The sequence below is a fragment of the Desulfallas sp. Bu1-1 genome, assembly GCF_015594625.1.
In the GTDB taxonomy this organism is placed as follows: Bacteria; Bacillota; Desulfotomaculia; order Desulfotomaculales; family Desulfallaceae; genus JADNRQ01.
Genome location: NZ_JADNRQ010000004.1, coordinates 97228 through 112252, shown reverse-complemented (window position 1 = coordinate 112252; position 15025 = coordinate 97228). Strand labels below are relative to the sequence as shown.

The 15025-nt window shown below is 51.5% G+C and carries 17 protein-coding genes; 3 read left to right on the top strand and 14 right to left on the bottom strand.

Annotated features, from left to right (window positions below):
• Positions 1–10: 10 nt before the first annotated feature.
• The 6 genes from IT084_RS06105 to IT084_RS06080 all read right to left on the bottom strand — a co-directional run bounded on the left by IT084_RS06105 (position 11) and on the right by IT084_RS06080 (position 7434).
• Complete coding sequence (locus IT084_RS06105) at positions 11–1177, bottom strand: MFS transporter (protein ID WP_195711967.1); 1167 nt, start codon at positions 1175–1177, stop codon at positions 11–13.
• 65 nt (positions 1178–1242) lie between these two features.
• Entirely contained in the window at positions 1243–2010 is a 768-nt protein-coding gene (locus IT084_RS06100) for an enoyl-CoA hydratase/isomerase family protein (protein ID WP_195711966.1), read from the bottom strand.
• Between the two features lie 86 nt (positions 2011–2096).
• Positions 2097–2888 (bottom strand): IclR family transcriptional regulator, encoded by a 792-nt coding sequence (locus IT084_RS18820; RefSeq protein WP_313885432.1) that lies wholly within the window; start codon positions 2886–2888, stop codon positions 2097–2099.
• 221 nt (positions 2889–3109) lie between these two features.
• Positions 3110–5464: a DNA internalization-related competence protein ComEC/Rec2 gene (locus tag IT084_RS06090; protein WP_195711965.1), complete on the bottom strand. Its 2355-nt coding sequence runs from the start codon at positions 5462–5464 to the stop codon at positions 3110–3112.
• Positions 5465–5657: 193 nt separating this feature from the next.
• Positions 5658–6464, bottom strand: a complete 807-nt coding sequence (locus IT084_RS06085; protein WP_195711964.1) for a DUF169 domain-containing protein — start codon at positions 6462–6464, stop codon at positions 5658–5660.
• A 298-nt stretch (positions 6465–6762) separates the two neighbouring features.
• On the bottom strand, positions 6763–7434 hold the full coding sequence (locus tag IT084_RS06080; RefSeq protein ID WP_195711963.1) for a ComEA family DNA-binding protein: 672 nt from the start codon (positions 7432–7434) through the stop codon (positions 6763–6765).
• Between the two features lie 162 nt (positions 7435–7596).
• Here IT084_RS06080 and IT084_RS06075 point away from each other — a divergent pair, with 162 nt between their 5' ends.
• Entirely contained in the window at positions 7597–8490 is an 894-nt protein-coding gene (locus IT084_RS06075; protein WP_195711962.1) for a CoA ester lyase, read from the top strand.
• 293 nt (positions 8491–8783) lie between these two features.
• Here the strand turns inward: IT084_RS06075 and IT084_RS06070 are convergent, their stop codons facing one another.
• Genes IT084_RS06070 through IT084_RS06060 form a run of 3 tightly spaced genes read right to left on the bottom strand, consistent with a single transcriptional unit; the run spans position 8784 to position 10985 of the window.
• Positions 8784–9752, bottom strand: coding sequence for a sulfite exporter TauE/SafE family protein (locus IT084_RS06070; protein ID WP_195711961.1), 969 nt, complete (start codon positions 9750–9752; stop codon positions 8784–8786).
• Positions 9753–9792: 40 nt separating this feature from the next.
• The gene (locus IT084_RS06065) at positions 9793–10614 is read right to left on the bottom strand and encodes an extracellular solute-binding protein (RefSeq protein ID WP_195711960.1); all 822 of its coding nucleotides are present in this window, start codon (positions 10612–10614) and stop codon (positions 9793–9795) included.
• Positions 10614–10985 (bottom strand): PadR family transcriptional regulator, encoded by a 372-nt coding sequence (locus IT084_RS06060; protein ID WP_195711959.1) that lies wholly within the window; start codon positions 10983–10985, stop codon positions 10614–10616. The genes IT084_RS06065 and IT084_RS06060 overlap by 1 nt, the downstream gene beginning before the upstream one ends.
• A gap of 263 nt (positions 10986–11248) precedes the next feature.
• On the opposite strand from IT084_RS06060, the gene IT084_RS06055 reads away from it, so the two are divergent.
• A complete protein-coding gene (locus IT084_RS06055) occupies positions 11249–11719 on the top strand; it encodes an HAD family hydrolase (RefSeq protein ID WP_195711958.1) in 471 nt (156 codons plus the stop codon).
• 66 nt (positions 11720–11785) lie between these two features.
• Here the strand turns inward: IT084_RS06055 and crcB are convergent, their stop codons facing one another.
• From crcB to IT084_RS06040, 3 genes are read right to left on the bottom strand one after another with little or no spacing between them, the layout of a single operon-like run.
• The gene (gene crcB / locus IT084_RS06050) at positions 11786–12154 is read right to left on the bottom strand and encodes a fluoride efflux transporter CrcB (RefSeq protein WP_195711957.1); all 369 of its coding nucleotides are present in this window, start codon (positions 12152–12154) and stop codon (positions 11786–11788) included.
• Positions 12147–12569, bottom strand: a complete 423-nt coding sequence (locus IT084_RS06045; protein ID WP_195711956.1) for a CrcB family protein — start codon at positions 12567–12569, stop codon at positions 12147–12149. Before IT084_RS06045 ends, crcB begins: the two co-directional genes overlap by 8 nt.
• Before the next feature lie 27 nt (positions 12570–12596).
• Positions 12597–13025, bottom strand: a complete 429-nt coding sequence (locus IT084_RS06040) for a universal stress protein (RefSeq protein ID WP_195711955.1) — start codon at positions 13023–13025, stop codon at positions 12597–12599.
• A gap of 306 nt (positions 13026–13331) precedes the next feature.
• On the opposite strand from IT084_RS06040, the gene IT084_RS06035 reads away from it, so the two are divergent.
• On the top strand, positions 13332–13475 hold the full coding sequence (locus IT084_RS06035; protein WP_195711954.1) for a hypothetical protein: 144 nt from the start codon (positions 13332–13334) through the stop codon (positions 13473–13475).
• A 6-nt stretch (positions 13476–13481) separates the two neighbouring features.
• Here the strand turns inward: IT084_RS06035 and IT084_RS06030 are convergent, their stop codons facing one another.
• On the bottom strand, positions 13482–14423 hold the full coding sequence (locus tag IT084_RS06030; protein ID WP_195711953.1) for a sulfite exporter TauE/SafE family protein: 942 nt from the start codon (positions 14421–14423) through the stop codon (positions 13482–13484).
• A 13-nt stretch (positions 14424–14436) separates the two neighbouring features.
• Positions 14437–14838 carry a hypothetical protein gene (locus tag IT084_RS06025; protein ID WP_195711952.1) on the bottom strand — a complete coding sequence of 134 codons (402 nt, stop codon included), beginning with the start codon at positions 14836–14838 and terminating at the stop codon, positions 14437–14439.
• Positions 14839–15025: the final 187 nt, after the last annotated feature.

The following is a 15025-nucleotide window of genomic DNA, read 5'->3' as shown; positions in this document are numbered from 1 at the left end:
TAAGTAGATGCTATGTTAAACTCTGCCTTACATCAGGCAGCAATAAAGACGCAGCTATGGCAGCTACCGGCAGCAGGCAAATTATTCCCATTGCTGAAACCAAACCCCAATGGTCTGCAATCACCCCCAACACGGTCACCCCTACACTGCCCATACCCACCGAAAACCCAAGGGTAAGTCCCGATGCCAATCCAAGGCTTTGGGGCATAAGATACTGCCCGAAAACAACGCCCGGACCGAAATTAGCCGCCAAACTGGCCCCGGATAATGCTGCGAAAACTGGTACGGGCCAGCCTTCAACCCAGAGAAAGGGAGCAGTGGTAAGCAGCGCTACAACCATGGAACCAATAAACAGGGATCGCGGACCCCATCGATCGGCAATTGGGCCACCTATAATAGTTCCTACAGCTCCGGCCACCAGATAAATACTTAATATACCCCCGGCGTAACCTTCGGAAACCCCCTTAACCAGCGTAAAATAAAAGGGAAGGTAGCTTAACATCACGGACTGGATCCAAGAGCGGATAGAAATATAAAATAACAGTAAAAACAATGGCAATAAATTAATTGTTTTTACATTTTGACTTTGCACCTTTGAAGCAAACGAGCCCCCGTTGCCATTGGTGGCGGAATTTATCACGGGCAAAAGGACCAGGAACAGCAAGCCGATTAAAAGTCCCGGAAATACCAGGCCCCAAGTTGACTTTAACCCGGCAATTCCAAGGACAAAGATGGCAAGCGCGGGACCAATTCCGAGGCCAAGATTACCGCCGAAGGAAAATATAGCCATACCCAGACCCTTTTGTTGTTGAGGGCTGTAACGGTTGGTAAATTTCGATCCTGCGGGATGATAGATTGCAACCCCCAAACCGCTCATTAACACAACAAACAACAACCAGTTATAGGAGGGGACCAGCCCCGTCAACGACAGGCCGGCGCCCGATAATATCAAACCCGTTGGTATCAACCAGGGAATGGAAAAACGGTCGCTTAAAACTCCAAACAAGGGCTGCACAATGGCCGAACTCAACGTAAACGCTAATGAAACCAGGCCTACCTGGAAATAACTTAAATTAAAATTTTCAGCCAGGCGCGGCATGAGAATGGAAAGAGCACCCTGGCAGAGGTCCACCACAGCGTGCCCGAGGCTGAAAAGCCAAATCAGGAAGTTAGTCATTAACGTGTTCCTCTCTGAAATTTACCTGTGGAATCCACCCCAAAAGGCTTACCGGCGTTGATTTGTCAACAATGACGAAATTTAGGGTCCCTTTTTTCCAGAAAGGCATTGATGCCTTCCCGCATATCCCAGGTTACAAATACCTTTTCATACTCTTCAACTTCCAGTTCTTTCCCCTTGGCCGGGTCCACGGCACCGGCATTCACGCACCGCTTAATTGCCTTTAACGATTGCCACGGAAGGTTAAGGAGTTGCTTGACCCAGAGTAAAACCTCATGATCCAGGTTTGCTTCAGGAACAACCTTGTTCACCAAGCCCAGCTTTTCTGCTTCTTTGGCCGTAATCTGGTTCCCCAACAAAAGCAGTTCCTTCGCTTTGCTGACCCCAACCAAACGCAACAGTCTTTGAGTCCCGCCTGAACAGGGGAACCCCCCCACCTTTACTTCCGGGAAACCAAAAACCGCATCCTCAGAAGCAATCCGCAAGTCACAGGGCATCATTAATTCACACCCGCCACCCAACACGTAACCGCGCAAAACGGCTATAGTTACCTGGGGCAAAGATTCAAGAAGGTCATGTAATTGTTGTTCAAAAATGACCTTGGCCCTCCCGCCGGCTACACCCCGTTCAAGGGGAAATTCCCGCAAATTTGACCCTACCGAAAAAGCTCTTGAACCTTCCCCCTTGATTATAAGCACCCTTACATCCTCATTCTCTTTAACCTTTTCGAACAAACGCATTAGTTCTATCCGAATAGTTTCGTCCAAAATATTCAACGGAGGATTGTCAATAATTATAGTGGCCACGGATTCATTTTGTTCATATTTAACCACCGGCTAAACATCTCCCTAAATATTATTTTGTTCTTGGTGCCCGTTTTACATTGTAAAACCAGGTTTTATTAATTAAAAAGTAAATATCAGCTTAACATTTCAAATGAACATCCCAACCTTCTTGAAATCGACCGTGCAGTTTCCTTGACCTGATTCACCATTTCCGAAATCCGTTCCCGGGTAAGCCGGTTAACGGAACCGGTTATGCTCAGAGCGGCAATCACCTGGCCCCTGTAATCCCTGATGGGAGCAGCTACGCAACGGATGCCGATCTCATGCTCTTCATCATCGATAGCAAAGCCGCATTTGCGAACCTCTTCCAAATGCTTTAAAAATTGATTTACATCCACAATAGTGCGCTCCGTTTTTGCCGCCAGCCCCTTCTTACTGATAATAAAACGCACTTCATCATTAGCAAGGGAAGATAATAGCACTTTCCCCACAGCCGTACAATGGGCGGGTGCCCGTTTTCCAATCTGGGAATACATGGGTATGGAGCTGGTACCTTCCACTTTTTCGATGTATACAACTTCGTAATCATTAATAATAGCCAGGTGAATAGCCTCTCCGGTGGTATTTGCAAGACGCCGCATGTACGGAACTGCTTCTTTCCATACATCAATACCACTAAGCATCTGATTGCTTAGTTCCAAAACTTTGATACCTAGTTTATAGCGCATCGTATGGGGCTCTTGCTGAACATAGCCCCTGGTTCCCAGGGTGGCCAACAACCTGTGGACAGTACTTTTATGAAGGCCCACCTGCTCGCTGATTTCATTGATACTCATGCTACCACCGCTATCGCCCAACGCCTCCAATATTGTTAAAGCGCGTTCTACAGACTGGACAATCCTTTCGGAAGATTTATGGGCCTTCACTTAGAAATCATCTCCGTTTTATAATATAAAACCGAGTTTTACATTGTATGTAATTCTTCAATCAACCCCAAAATCCTCCTTTAATTTTAATTTTTTTTGATAAATTTTTTTAAAAAATCCTTTGCTTCTTAATCAAGTTGATTTAATAATCCGCTACCAACCCTACCTTTACATGGCCAGTAATAAACTTGAAATTAAATGGGCCCACTGGCAATTGCTGATTACCTGGCCGTTTTGACCGTAATTTGCCGCCCGTCGGTGCTGAACATAACCGCTCCGTCCCGGTCGGTGCGGAAAATTTCCGCGCCGGTGTACAGCAAAGCATCCAGAGTCTCTTGGGCCGGGTGGCCGAACCGGTTTCTTTCCCCCACCTGGATTACGGCATATTCCGGTGACACAGCGCTAAAAAAACAGGGTTCAAAAAAGCGGCTGCCATGGTGCGGAACCTTTAGAATATCGGCCTCCAGTTCCAGGCCGGCCGCCAGCATTGCCCGCTGGGCCTCTTCCTCCACGTCACCGGTCAGGAGGAATGAAATGTCTCCATAATCCAGGCGTAACACCACCGAGGCATTGTTTAAATCCTCCCCCGCCGGTGACCGGCCGTCCGGGCCCAAAACCAGCACCTCCACGCGCCGGTCAATTTGCAGCGACTGGCCGGCCTCCACCCGGTAGACGGGTACGCGCGAAAAAGCATGGCCGGACAACAACTCTTCCAACCCGGGAGCGGGCGACGTTACCACCGCTCCCACATCCAGTTTCTCCACGACGGCCGGCACTCCGCCCGCATGGTCACCGTGGGGGTGGGTGATCACCAGCACATCAAGCTTGTTGATCCCCAGGCGGCGCAGGTAGGGCACCACTGTTGCGTCCCCCACCACCCTGCCTCCTTCCAGGTCTCCCATCTTTCCGCCGGCGTCAACCAGCATGGTTCGACCGCCGGGGAACCTCACCAGGATGCTGTCGCCCTGGCCCACGTCGATGAAGTGCACTTCCATTCGTCCCCCGGTTCCGCTCCAGGGCCATAATATAAGCAATAACAGCAGCGCACCCACGGCAGCCGGGGCGATTCTTTTTGTCCTTTCGGCTCCGGGCAGGCCGGCATTACCTTTCAGCATTTCCACCAGTAAAATTAAACCGGCATACCAGAAGAACGCGGCGTACCAGGGCGGGGTCGCCAGGTAAACCGATCCGCCCGGCAGGCGGTTGATCAAGTTCGCCAGCCCGAGGAAAAAATCAATCAACAGTCCCGTGCCGGCATTTACCATCCCCCCCAGCGGCGTGAAAACAATTCCGGCGGTGCAGCCCGTAAAACCAAACAGCATGATCAAACCCACCAGGGGCACCAGCAATAAATTGGCCAGCGGAGCCACCGGCGCCAGCAGGTTGAAATAGTAGACCAGCAGCGGAAGTGTACCCAGTTGAGCCGCAACGGTTACCTGCAGGGGCAAAGCCAGCCACCCGGGAAGCGCCCACCGCCCGTGTAACAATTCCCCCAGCGGCGGGCCCAGGTAAAGAATGCCCCATGTGGCGGCAAAGGATAGTTGAAAACCTGTTTCATACAAAATTGCGGGCCTGGCGATTAAAATCAGCAATGCCGCCAGGGCCAGGGCGCTGGGCCAGTCCCTTTCCCGGCCCAGCTGCGTCGCCGCCAGCACAACCATGGCCATGATACTGGCCCGCAATACCGCCGGTCCCGCACCGGTCATGACTGCGTAAAATATTAAAACCGGCAAGGCTACAAAGGGTATAACCCGGCGCGGCACATTCAGCGCGCCGGCCAACAACAACACCCCGGCCAGTACATAACCGACATGCAGCCCGCTGACACTTAAAACATGCGCCACACCCGTTCTGTTAAAAACCTCCTGTATATCGTCATCCAACCCGCCCCTGCCGCCAAACAACAACCCGCTCAACACCGCCGTTTGCCGGTCATCCAGGGTTCTTTCGGCCTCATGGATCAACCTTTGCTTGACCCGCAGGGCCAAGCGCACCGCCGCGTTGCCACCGCCGGTTCCCACCAGCCGCACATCCTCCGGCCTTTTCACCTTCATCAGCGCATTAATGCCGCGCCGCTCCAGGTATGCCCGGTAATCAAACGCGCCGAAATTTCCCGGGGCCCGGGGCAGGTACAAAACTCCCCGCGCCAGCAGGCGATCGCCATAGCTATAAACCGGCCCGTTTCCCTCAACTTTTACCTGCACCAGGCCCCTGGTTTCCACCCGCCGGTCGCCCAAAATTACAGCTCCCGCCGCCAGGCGGTAAACGACATCGCCCGTTCGCACCTGCGGTTCTGTGGCCACCATGCCATCCAGCGTAATGAAATGCCCCGCAAAGCGTTCCGGCCCCTCCGGAGTTCCGGCGGCATCCAGGCTCGCCACAGCCCAGCCCAGCACAAAAAAGAGCAAAATAAAAACCCGGGGGCTATCCGGCCGGGCTGCAATATAACAGCCAATGGCAATGCAAAAAATTACCAGGGCCAGGAGCAAAACAACCCCGGAGTCAAGTTTGGCAAACGGGCTGAAAACAATACCCAGAATAAAGCTTATGGTAATGGCAACCAGGGGCCTGTTCATCGATCCTCCACCAGCCGGGATGGTTTATTTTGCTAACCTGCTGGTTAAATGATAGCATCGTTGCCAGTAAAAATAAACCCGGGGAATAGTAGCGCCAGGCTCCGGGGTGGTGGAGCGGACGCAAAAAAAAACGGAACATTTGCTGCTCCGCTTTCACCCCAAAACCAGTATTAAGCACGTCATAAGCTTTTCTTTACTCGGCATCCTTGAACTTGACCATCGGGCACTTTTTGCATACATGCAGGCCGGGCCATTCCTGGCCGGGTGAACCCACCATGGACGGGCCGCCGTACTTGGCGGTGCGGCGAACCAGCTGCCTGGCTACAATGCCGATATCCCCGCCGGGAATAAACAGGTTGAGCTCTCCCTTTTCAGTCTTACCCGAGGTGTAACTGCCGGCGCACATGGTGTTCATATTGGGCTTTTGCTCGTTATAGCACCAAACCATGCCGCCGCAAACCGCCGAGTTGACGGTGTGATTGAACTGCAAGGTAGGAACTTTCTTGCCTCCAATGTAATCGTTTAAAATGTGGTAAGCCTGGAGAGCGTTGGTGACCATGAAAACAACGTCCGGGTCAACCGGGGTCTTGGCCAGCGGCGCGGTCATGAAACCCTTGAGTTTGCCCAGCGGAAGCACCGGTTTGGCCAGCAAACACTCCTTGGCAAAGTCCCAGTCGGCAGTATATTTGACGTGGCCGTCAACTTCCTCGTCGCTGGCCGCGCGCAAGCCCAGGCAGGTTTTGGCGTTACCGCACATCAAATTATCCCCGTTGGCCTTAACGATATAATTATTCATCCGGGAAGCCAGAGCGATTTGGCAGACGGTCATTTTGGGTCCGGGAACCTTTTCAGCCTTGAAATTGTTGTACTCATCCTCGTCCCAGAAGAATTTCACGGCCACGGGATGGTAATCAAGCTTGTAAAGGTACTCCAGCGCATCGGCCATCTCGGCGTAGGTCAATTGATCCTTTTCCGCCAGCTCGTAAACATTTAACAGCATTCTGATCCCCCTTAAGTTTAATAATAAAAACTAAATATGTAAAAATATTTTGGTTAATGGATTAGACCCAGTTATGTTATAAATAATTTTTAGTTATGGATAAAATATCAGATATTCGACGGCCTTAATGTCAGCACAGCGACACCCAAAATGTCAAACTAGCGACAAATAGAATGTCATTCATATGACAAAAGACCTGGAATCCGGCAAAAATAAAAAACCCTGATTCACACCCGAAAGCCCGGTCCGGAGGTGAAAATCAGGATAAAAGATAACCTGGTAACCCTGTTGTTGCCTGTCAATTAACGCAAATCATCCCTTTCAACTGTTCAAATCTTTTTTCGCCGATGCCGGAAACATTCATGATGTCCTCGATCGTAACAAACGGGCCGTTTTGATTCCTGTAATCGATAATCCGCTGGGCCAGGGACGGCCCGATGCCGGGCAGTTGTTCCAATTCGGCCGGCCCCGCCGTGTTGATATTGATCAGCCCCAAAGTTCCTCCCCCGCTGCTGGTTCCCGCAGCCTGCAAGGCCGGAGCGGGCACCGGACCCATAACGGCACCCCCCGGCACAGCACCCGCAGCCTGCTGGTTTTTCATTTCTTCCATGCTGTAAACAACAATCTGCTTTCCGTCTTCCAGCGGAGCGGCCAGGTTCAAGTAATCAAGGGCGGAATCCCCGGTAGCGCCCGCCATATTTATCGCATCCACAACCCTGGAACCGGGGGGGAGGCGATACACTCCGGGTTTTTGCACCGCCCCGGCCACATGCACAACGATCTCCTTCAACTCCTCTTTCCCCCGGGGCGCGGCCGCTTCGCTTTCCTGCCCCGTTCCGCCGGTCACCAGCGACTCCCCGCCGGCCGGAGCAGCTCCCCGTAACATGGCATATTTATAACCGGCCCCGAACAAGATCACTGCCACCACAATTAAAAGGACCAGCTGGTGTTTTCTTTCCAGTTGAAACATAAATCCACCTTCCCATATCAATATATGGAAAAATTCTACCCGGCCCGCCAAATATCCTTTTTTCCCGCCCCCGAAACATGGCCTTGACACACATAGGAATAACTGCATTCCCGTAGAAAATAATAATAACCAAATTTTATCACCGAAAGGAAGGAATGCCACATGGCCCTGTTCAGATGCCTGTTGTTTGCGCCCGGTACCGATCGCAAGAAAATAGACAAGGCCTATACCCTGCATGCCGACGCCGTAATTCTCGACCTGGAGGACGCGGTGGCCGCCGGTGAAAAGGACAGCGCCAGGCGACTGGTCAGCGAGGTGATCGGTGCCCCGGTGTTGCCTCCCACCTTTGTCCGGGTCAATGGCGTCACCACCAGCCATATCCTGGCCGACCTGCAGGCAGTGGTGCGACCGGGTATAGCCGGAATCATGCTGGCCAAAGCGGAAACCGCGGAGGAAGTGCGCCGGGTGGACTGGCTCACCGGCCTGCTGGAGGAAGAGCGGAACATGCCCCGCGGCGCCCTGGAACTGGTTCCCTTTATTGAAAGCGTCCGGGGGATCGAAAACGCCCACGAAGTGGCTGCCGCCTGCCCGCGGGTAAAAAGGCTGGCCTTTGGCGGAAACGACTACACGGCGGACACATGGACCACTTATTCCGAGGAAGGAACCGAACTTTTTTACGCCCGCGCCAAGCTGATCGCCGCATCCCGGATAGCCGGCATCGAACCGCCGCTTGATACCGTCTGCCCTTTCATTAAAAATTTGACCGCCTTGCGGGAGGATGCCCTGCGGGCCAAAAAAATGGGTTTCCAGGGCAAAATGGTGATTCACCCGGCCCAAATCGGGCCGGTGCTGGAAATTTTCAGCCCCACCCAAGAAGAAGTCGCTGCCGCGCAAAAAATAGTGGCCGCTTTTGAAGAAGCGCAAGCCAAAGGTACCGGGGTCATTCAGTTGGACGGGAAAATGGTGGAGTACCCCATCGTCAACCGGGCCCGGCAAATCCTGGCCGCCGCGGGGAAAATAAAGGAACAGCCGCCTGGTAATATAGCCGGGACTTGAAAAAGCACGGGCCGGAGTGCCCGTGCTTCAATTGAATAATTGATTTCGCTGCAAAAACCGGTACTTGTATCAGGCGCTCCGGCGGTTTCTTCCGTTCGTTTCACAATTTTACTCTTGAGGCCGGTAAAACTTGTAATTAACGCTTGCAACTTACTGCCTAACTACTTCTTCACGCCCTAAGGGGTCATGACTCTTGGGATATGACGGGCTAGGGACCGCATCCAGTGCTTCACTCACTCCAGAAATCCGCCGGATCGCCTGACACTATGGTGTTTTTGTAGTTAAATCAATAATTAAATAAAGAACTGAATAATATAACGCAACGCCAAGAATAGAATTAACGACGCCATGATGACCTTGACAATGTTCTCTTTCAGGTATTTCTGGATATACGCGCCACAGTACGTGCCCAAAAGACCGCCCACTCCGAACAGCGCCCCCAGCGCCCAGTCCGGCGCCACGCTGGTTGCCGCGCCCACGGCGGTCATAGCCAGGATGGAATAAAATACCACTCCGGCGATGGAAGTTAGAAAAGTGCCGGCCAGGGCCGCTCCGGCCACCGTATATACCGGCAACCCCAGAATGGAAACGCAAAACGGCGCAATGATGGCGCCCCCGCCGATGCCGTAAATTCCCCCAATCAGCCCCACCACCAGCGCCAGCGTAAAAATAGTCATGGTGCCGAAGGAATAAGTTTCACCCCAAAACTCGTACTCAATCCTGCGGAGCGTAAAACTTTTGGTTTTTACGATTGCATCGGCCGGCAAACCGGCGGCAACTTTTTTATTGCTTTCGGCCTTGATTTGGGCCACCCGTTCCTTGAACTTTTGCTCCAAGGCCTTGTTCTGGGCCTTTTTGTTTTTGGAGCCGCCGGTAAGCTCGGTGACCAGTTTAAGCCCGAGATACAGCAATACGCCGCCCATGAACAGCTTAAACGACCTCGGGTCGGGTAAGTAGGCTAGCCGCACCCACGACCCCAAAAAAACTCCCGGCAGCGTTCCGATGATAACAACCCATGCCAGCGGCCAGGCCATGCGCCCCTCCTTGATGAACCGGTAGATGCCGCCCGGAATGGCCACGATATTGTAAATCAAGTTGGTCGGGCTAACCGAAGGGCTGGTATAGTGCAACACGCTCACCTGAAAGGGCAGGAGCAAAAACGCGCCGGAAACCCCGGCTGATGCGGTAATTGAGGATACAATAAAAGCCACCAGTGGAGGAATGATAGGGTTCACTTCCACTCCCGAAACCGGAAAATACAATGCTATTCACCCCTTTTCATCTCGCGCCGGCTCGCCCGCCTTAACAAGGGATTAGACCGTTTTGTTCCAGAATCTCTTCCCCCCGGGGACCGGTAAGGATATCGATAAACTCCTGGGCCAATTCCTTTTGGTTGGAATTTTTCGGTATGGCCACGGCAAATTCAATGGGCGCCCCGGTAATTTCTGTTTCCAGGCCGGGATAATTCCCCTCGATAATCACTTTTGCCCGGGCGTAAAAACCGGCGAAACGGGGGTCGCTTAAATTTATTTCCGGGGGAAACAGGATATATTGCAAGTTCATTTGTTTGGCCACGGACAGGTACTCGAAGCCGTAGTCAATTTTCCCTTCCATTAAAGCAACGGCTAAATCCAGGGATTTGGGATACAGGTTGCTCCAGTTGTTTTCCAGTAAATTATACAAACCCGGCCGCCGGTAATAATCCTCCGCCAGCTGCCACAACATCAGTGTCCGGTAACCGCATGGGTCCAGGCGGTGATCGGAGCGCGCGTATTTGATGCTGTTATTACCCAGCAAAACGTCCATCCAGTTTTGTTCATTAATTTTATGACTATCCGTGGAAAATTCATCAAAGGCCAAAACCATTTGGTCAGTGGCAAAAACAAAGGAGGTATCCACGAACTTGGGGATTAAAATATCATTGAAAACCTTGTAATCCGCCAGAGCGATTACATCCACCACTTTGCCTTCCGCCACGGCCCTGGCGCAGGCGCGGGAACCGGCGTAATCCAGTTCGACTTTCAGTCCCGGGTATTTTTCCCAAAGGATGTGAATGCATTCTTTAATGGGCTTCCGTAAAGCGCCGGCGTGCAGTATCTTTAACGCATCCGGATCAGTTTTCATCAAATCCCCCCCCTTTCCGCCAATTTTTTATACTGGTCCAAAAAATCTTCTATTTGCTTTTTTTGGTGCTCCAGTTTATGTACAGCTTCTTGCAGGGCTGCCACACCCTTCCCGGTTATTTCATATTGTCTCCTGGCTGGTCCGGACTCCGACGCTTCCCATTTGGATAAAACAAACCCTTCCTTTTCCATGCGCCTTAAATTTCGGTAAATAGTCCCGGGCTCCACCATTTCGGTTGGGTCCAGGGCATTATAATTTTGAATCAATTCGTACCCGTGCGAAGGCTTTTTGTAAATAAGCAAAAGTAATGTGGGTTGGATCATTTTATCCAGGGAAATGCCGGCACCATCTTCAATTTTACCTGCGGTCATATTAACCTCCCGGATTCAAGCACCACTGTAAAAATAATAGATACATTGGTTTGAACCAACCTATGTGCACTCTGCACATAGGTTGGTTGCATATATACTAACACATCTTGGCAAGACGGGCAATATTGTTCCCGGCTTAAAACCATGATAAATTTTTCATTGCGCTACTGTTAAACTGGTATAATTATATAAAATGCATTTTATTGACCGAGAGGATAAAGGCATTAAGCGGTAAAGATCAGGTGAAGGAGGTTTGAAGCCCGGTGATCATTGTTGATATCCCCGGTAAAGGGCGGCTCAACCTGAAACATATCGTGCTTGATTACAACGGCACCATGGCCAAAGACGGCATGCTGCTGCCCGGAGTGGAAGAAAAACTGAACCTGCTTGGTGAGAGCATTGAGGTACATATTTTAACCGCTGACACCTTTGGCAAATGCCAAAGTGAATGCAAGGGGATCAAAGGTTCCGTCCGGATTCTGTCCCAGCCGGTCGGATCAAAAGAAAAGGAAGCCTTTGTGGAAAGTTTGGGTGCGGAAAACGTGGTGACGGTGGGCAACGGCACGAACGACAGCTTGATGCTGGCCCGTGCGGCCCTGGGAATCGTGGTCCTGGGCCCGGAAGGAACCTCAGTGCAAGCACTGAAAAACGCCGACGTGGTGGTCAAGGATATCAACGAAGGCCTGGATTTGCTTCTCCACCCCGGGCGCCTGACCGCCACCCTGAGGTTATAAGATGCGGATTTCCGGAGTGAGTGGAGACTGGATGCGTTCCCCAATACAAGTACCGGGTAATATTTTTCAGAGCAGGTAAATGGCCAGCCAGGCCAGCAGCAAGCCAACAGCCACACTTGAAAAAACGTAAAAAACCCCTGTCCAAGGTCTGTTTCGCCTGGCCAGTGTGAAACTCTCATACATGAACGTCGAGAAGGTGGTGAAAGACCCCATAAAGCCCAGGCCCAGCGCCATGCGAACACTACCGTTGAATAAAGAGGCGGCGAAATAGGGATGGGCCGCCAGCAGCCCCAGGGCAAAGCTGCCCAGCACATTGACGATAAAGGTGCCCAGGGGAAAATCTCCACGCCAGAACCTGGTCACCACTCTCCCCACCATATAACGCCCGGCGGCGCCCAGAAACCCGCCTGCGCCCACCGCCAACAAGTCAATCATTTCTCCTTCCCTCCCCGGCAAGCCCGGCCCATCTTTCGCCCCAACCGGTAGCCAGGATTAACAGCCCGGCGGAGTAGCCGGCCCAGGTCAACATGTACCCGCCTGCCAGAGTCAAGGTCAGGTAGGCCGGCCCCAGTAGCGCGGATGATTGAGTAAGGGAGATGCTCTCCACGCTGATTGTGGAGAATGTCGTAAATGATCCGATAAAACCAGTGGAAACGGCAAGTACAATATAAGAATGGCCACTGAATTTGTTAAGGACCAGTGTCAAAAAAAAGGCCAAAAGAAAACAGCCCGCCAGGTTTACGGCCAGCGTGCCCCAGGGAAGCACCCCCTTATCGTTCAATAACAGGCTCGCGCCGTAACGGGCCAGCGCGCCGAAAACCCCTCCCAGGCCAACCATGAAATATCGCATTATAAACCACCCAAAGCCCTTTAATTGTTATTTAACCGTAACCACCGGGCAATGCGCAATCTGGATCACCTTGGAGCTTACGCTTCCCAGCAGCATTCCTTTTATATTGCCGTGCCCCCGCGTGCCCATGACAATCAGGTCGTACCGGTTCTCACCGGCATAACCGGCTATGCTCCGGGCGACATCCCCCTGGAGCACGACCCTGTCCAGTGCCACGCCCTCGCGCCCAAACAACTCTTCGGTGCCCTCCAGCAACCGGCTGGCTTTCATTTCCAGAGCGGCGTAAAAATCGGCATCGGGCACGCCGAGATAACGGGCTTCCTCCCTGGTGAAGGAAACCACGGTGATAGCCGTACACCGGGCTCCCGGTATGCTTTTCACCAAATCCAGGGCAAACCCGGCTGCCCGGAGCGCGTTTTCCGACCCGTCAACGGCCAGCAATATTTTTTGTACCAAACTGAATCCCTCCAGCCGAAAACTCCACGCCGGTTATTTCATTGAATTAACTCCAATAGCGGTCCAACAACGACACCCAAAACCCCATATGATATCCAGGTCCCCAATAAAAGAGTTTATCTATTCTTAGATAATCTGTAAAGGGAAAATGCCCTACATTGTTCAAAATCGTTAATTTCGCACCGTTAAGTATAAAACCCGCATCCATTGCGTAAAATGTTTTCAGCGGACTGAAGCTCTTCAAAAATTTGCAAAACTCGTCATTTGTATGTAAAATACTTTCCCGGCACAAGGAGGAAGCCGTATATGAAGGAAAAGCGGAACGGGAACCGCAAACCGAAAGTAGCCCCGGGTTCGGAAGATATTTTACAACAAAAAGCCACCCGGGAGGAAATCCGCAAGGGGGACTTCACCCGGGTGACCAGGCTTTCTTATGATGAAACGGATTGATTTTAGTTAGATAATTTTAATTCCAAAGGCGGCCAGGATGTAGCCCAAGCCGATGTAAGTAAGCACCACGGCCAGGAAGACTTTCAGGTACTGGCCCTTGATATACTTGGACAGCACGGGGCCGAGGTAGGAACCAATAATCACGCCGATAACCTCAAAGCCCAGCATGGCAAAGTCCAGGTTGCTGCCCATGCGGACGTAGTTGGCAATACTGGTGGCCGAGGAAACCAGGATGGAAAGCACGGAGGTGCCGGCCACGATAAACATGGGGAAACCGAGCATGCTGCTCAAATAAGGCACCAGCAGGAAACCGCCGCCAACACCCAGCGCCGCTGAAATGATGGCCACGACCAGACCTGCCATGAACGGTGATATGGCGTTATACTTGAAAGTTTCACCGGCAAAGGTAAAGGTGTTGTTGATGCCGATTTCACTGAACTTGACGCCGATTTCCTTGAGTTCATTCATTTTACCGGCGGCTTTCAGCTCTTTAACCTTGTCTTCAAAGGCCTTGTTCGCCTTTTTTACGGACTGCTGCTTGGCCTGCGCGCCGGGCAGCATTTCGGTCCAGATTTTCACCGCGATAAACAGCGTGATGACTCCAAAAAACGGCTTGTAGCTTTTCATGTCGGGCAGGTAAGTGTGAGAAAGATACGAACCAATCAGAGCGCCCACAATGCCGCCCAGGCCCAGGGCGATGGCCGCGGGCACCACCAGGCGGCGCTCCTTGAAGTAAAGAGGGGAAGAAATAATCGGGCTGATCAGCGTCAATACCTGGTTCATAGGCTTAACTATGTTAGCATTTTTCAGGCCGAAAATGGTAATGTGACCCACACCGGCCAGAATGCCGCCGGCGGCGCCAACCGTGGAAAATACATAACCTACAAATAACGACCACAAAATCAGCAAAATTGGATTAACCGTTACTCCCGCAACTGAAAATTCCATACACTTTACCTCCTTAATTCAGACAATCAGAGTACCGCATCGTCCTCTTTTTGTAACGCTTATATAAAATATGGAGCAACATTACCAGCACAGGATACACCAGAACCACGGCAACTTCATTGCCCAGTACGGGTATACTGACAGGTAAGTAAATGAACCTGATCCGGGAAGTTATAATGGCCAGGATAAATAAATGCGGCACCAAAAAGCGCAAACCGTCAAAAAACACATAGGTGAGGTATTTCATCAACAACTCGTTTGACTCGGTTTGCAAGTTTCTATAAATTTGATGATTGCCAATTTCCAGCGCTATTTTGGATAATTCCTGCAGTTCCTGGATCCTGTTTTGCAACTGCTCCTGTTTTTCACGATTCGGGTGAAACCACCGGTCAAGCATCGTTTTAAAACCGCTCATTTACATCACCTGCTTTCCGCCCGTAATTAACAATAAAGTATGCTCATTGAAGCGCTAAACAGCTGGTCCGCTATCTATCACCTCCCGGAAGAGTTATTGGTTTTACCCGGGAAACTGAGTTAAAAAACATATCTTGTCGCCGGCTGGTAAAACCCGTTTTTAACAATCACGAATCATAATTCTTAAC

Coding starts and splice junctions, on each gene's coding strand:
- IT084_RS06045 (WP_195711956.1), bottom strand. CDS start 12,569: ATGCGATATTTCATGGTTGGCCTGGGAGGGGTTTTCGGCGCGCTGGCC.
- IT084_RS06065 (WP_195711960.1), bottom strand. CDS start 10,614: ATGAAAACTGATCCGGATGCGTTAAAGATACTGCACGCCGGCGCTTTA.
- IT084_RS06085 (WP_195711964.1), bottom strand. CDS start 6,464: ATGCTGTTAAATGTTTACGAGCTGGCGGAAAAGGATCAATTGACCTAC.
- IT084_RS06080 (WP_195711963.1), bottom strand. CDS start 7,434: ATGTTTCAACTGGAAAGAAAACACCAGCTGGTCCTTTTAATTGTGGTG.
- IT084_RS06075 (WP_195711962.1), top strand. CDS start 7,597: ATGGCCCTGTTCAGATGCCTGTTGTTTGCGCCCGGTACCGATCGCAAG.
- IT084_RS06025 (WP_195711952.1), bottom strand. CDS start 14,838: ATGAGCGGTTTTAAAACGATGCTTGACCGGTGGTTTCACCCGAATCGT.
- IT084_RS06105 (WP_195711967.1), bottom strand. CDS start 1,177: ATGACTAACTTCCTGATTTGGCTTTTCAGCCTCGGGCACGCTGTGGTG.
- IT084_RS06030 (WP_195711953.1), bottom strand. CDS start 14,423: ATGGAATTTTCAGTTGCGGGAGTAACGGTTAATCCAATTTTGCTGATT.
- crcB (WP_195711957.1), bottom strand. CDS start 12,154: ATGATTGACTTGTTGGCGGTGGGCGCAGGCGGGTTTCTGGGCGCCGCC.
- IT084_RS06090 (WP_195711965.1), bottom strand. CDS start 5,464: ATGAACAGGCCCCTGGTTGCCATTACCATAAGCTTTATTCTGGGTATT.
- IT084_RS06060 (WP_195711959.1), bottom strand. CDS start 10,985: ATGACCGCAGGTAAAATTGAAGATGGTGCCGGCATTTCCCTGGATAAA.
- IT084_RS06035 (WP_195711954.1), top strand. CDS start 13,332: ATGAAGGAAAAGCGGAACGGGAACCGCAAACCGAAAGTAGCCCCGGGT.